Annotated in this window: 2 protein-coding genes and 1 tRNA gene; 2 read left to right on the top strand and 1 reads right to left on the bottom strand. The window is 72.6% G+C overall.

Annotated elements, in window-relative coordinates:
- Positions 1 to 30 precede the first annotated feature (30 nt).
- Entirely contained in the window at positions 31 to 1,023 is a 993-nt protein-coding gene (selD, locus tag GOHSU_RS11920) for a selenide, water dikinase SelD (RefSeq protein ID WP_005941956.1), read from the bottom strand.
- Between the two features lie 32 nt (positions 1,024 to 1,055).
- Here selD and GOHSU_RS11915 point away from each other — a divergent pair.
- Together GOHSU_RS11915 and selA are read left to right on the top strand one after the other, a co-directional pair.
- Positions 1,056 to 1,151, top strand: a tRNA-Sec gene (locus tag GOHSU_RS11915).
- 29 nt (positions 1,152 to 1,180) lie between these two features.
- A partial coding sequence (gene selA, locus GOHSU_RS11910) for an L-seryl-tRNA(Sec) selenium transferase (protein ID WP_005941953.1) occupies positions 1,181 to 2,340 on the top strand: 1,160 nt, incomplete at its 3' end.

The following is a 2,340-nucleotide window of genomic DNA, read 5'->3' as shown; positions in this document are numbered from 1 at the left end:
GGCGGGCCGCCGGTATCACCGGCGACTCGATCACCGGACCGTGAGCTGCCCGGGCGGCTGCCCGGCGACCAGGTGACCGATCACCGGATAGCCGGGGACCTCGCCGGCCACCAGCAGACCGCCGGAGGTCTGCGCGTCGGCGAGCAGCAGCAGGTCGTCCTCGCCGATACCCGGACCGGTCTGCACGTGCGGGCGCACCCAGTCCAGGTTGCGGCGGGTGCCGCCGGAGACGAAGCCGTCGTTGAGCGCGGCCACCGCCCCCTCGAGCACCGGCACCGCGGCAGCGTCGAGCACGGCCCCGACCCCCGAGGCGCGACACATCTTGTACAGGTGCCCGAGCAGTCCGAAGCCGGTCACATCGGTGGCCGCCCGGACGCCCGCCTCCAGGGCGGCATCGGCGGCGTCACGGTTCAGGGTGGTCATCGAGGCGATCGCCTGCGGAAAGTTCTCGCCGGTCGCCTTGTGCCGATTGTTCAGCAGCCCCACGCCGATCGGTTTGGTCAGGGTCAGAGGCAGACCGGCCACGGCGGCGTCGTTGCGCAGCAGCCGGTCCGGGTGGGCCACCCCGGTGACGGCCATCCCGTACTTGGGTTCGGGATCGTCGATGGTGTGCCCACCGATCACCGGGCAGCCCGCCTGCGTCCCGATGTCCAGACCCCCGCGCAGCACCTGGGTCATCATCTCCATCGGCAGCACCCCGCGCGGCCAGCCGACCAGGTTGATCGCCACCACCGGCCGCCCGCCCATCGCGTAGATGTCCGAGAGCGCATTGGCCGCGGCGATCGCACCCCAGTCGTAGGGGGAGTCGACGACGGGGGTGAAGAAGTCGGCGGTCGACAGCACCGCCAGATCCTTGTCGATGCGCACCGCGGCAGCGTCGTCGCCGTCGTCCAGACCGACCAGTACCTCCGGAGCGGTCGGCCCGATGAGATCGCGGACCGCATCCTCGAGTTCACCGGCGGGGATCTTGCACGCGCAGCCGCCGCCCTGGGCGTAATGAGTCAGTCGTTTCAGCTCGCTCACGTCCCCGAGCGTAGGCGGCTAGGGTTATCGGCGGAGGCGTCTGGGTTCCTGGTGGGCCCCCCGGTCTTCAAAACCGGTGAGGCCGAGTACCTCGGTCTGGCGGGTTCGATTCCCGTCCGTCTCCGCCACAAGCTGTGAGCTCTCGAGGGAGGACAGCATGGTCGATCATGCTGCGGGGCAACAGGATCCGCGCCGGACGATTCCGCGGACCGATGCGCTGCTGGCCTCGGCGGCGGCGGTCTCGGCCCGCGCTCGTCTGGCCGAGCACACCATCGCCGGACTGATCCGGGCGGTTCAGGAGCGGGCCCGCCGCGGGGAGGTTCCGCCCGAGCAGGTCGCCGGCACCGTGGCCGCCGAACTGGCTGCGGCCCGGGCGAGCACCCAGACTCCGGTGCTCAATGCGACGGGGGTCGTCGTGCACACCAATCTGGGACGCGCACCGCTGTCGGCGGCGGCCGTCGAGGCGCTGGTCGATGCCGCCGGGTACGTCGACGTCGAACTGGATCTGAGCTCGGGGACACGCGGAGCCCGCGGCGCCGGTGCCCGTGCGGCCCTGCTGGCGGCGTGCCCGGCCGCCGAAGACACGCTGGTGGTCAACAACGGGGCCGCGGCCCTGGTCCTGGCCACCACGGTCCTGGCCGCCGGCCGGGAGGTGATCGTCTCGCGCGGGGAACTGATCGAGATCGGGGCCGGATTCCGGCTGCCGGATCTGATCGCCTCCACCGGGGCGCGGCTGCGCGAGGTGGGCACCACCAACCGCACCCACCTGCGCGACTACGCCGAGGCGATCGGCCCGGACACCGGATGTCTGCTCAAAGTGCATCCCAGCAACTTCCGCATCGACGGTTTCACTGCCGGGGTGGAGGTGGCCGAGTTGGCGGAGCTCGCCGGCGCGCACTCGATTCCGCTGGTGGCGGACCTGGGCAGCGGCCTGCTGGCCCTCGACCCGCTGCTGCCGGACGAACCCGATGCGGCCACCGTGCTGGCGGCCGGAGCCGATCTGGTGACCGCCAGCGGCGACAAACTCCTCGGCGGCCCGCAGGCCGGGATCGTGCTGGGCCGCGGCGAACCGGTGCGCGCGCTGGCCCGGCATCCGCTGGCCCGGGCCGTGCGCGCCGACAAACTGACCCTGGCGGCACTGGAGGCCACGGTCGCCGGACCGGACAGCCCGGTCACCGTCTTCCTGCACGCCGATCCGCACCGCTTGCAGGAGCGGGCGCAGGCACTGGCCGAGGCGACCGGCGGACAGGTGGTGGCCCACGACGGGCGCGTCGGCGGCGGCGGTGCGCCGGGAGTGCCGCTGCCCGGCTGGGCGGT

The organism is Gordonia hirsuta DSM 44140 = NBRC 16056 (genome assembly GCF_000333015.1).
Classification (GTDB): Bacteria; Actinomycetota; Actinomycetes; order Mycobacteriales; family Mycobacteriaceae; genus Gordonia; species Gordonia hirsuta.
The sequence above is the reverse complement of the archived record's forward strand: the minus strand, read 5'-3'. Positions and strand labels throughout refer to the sequence as shown.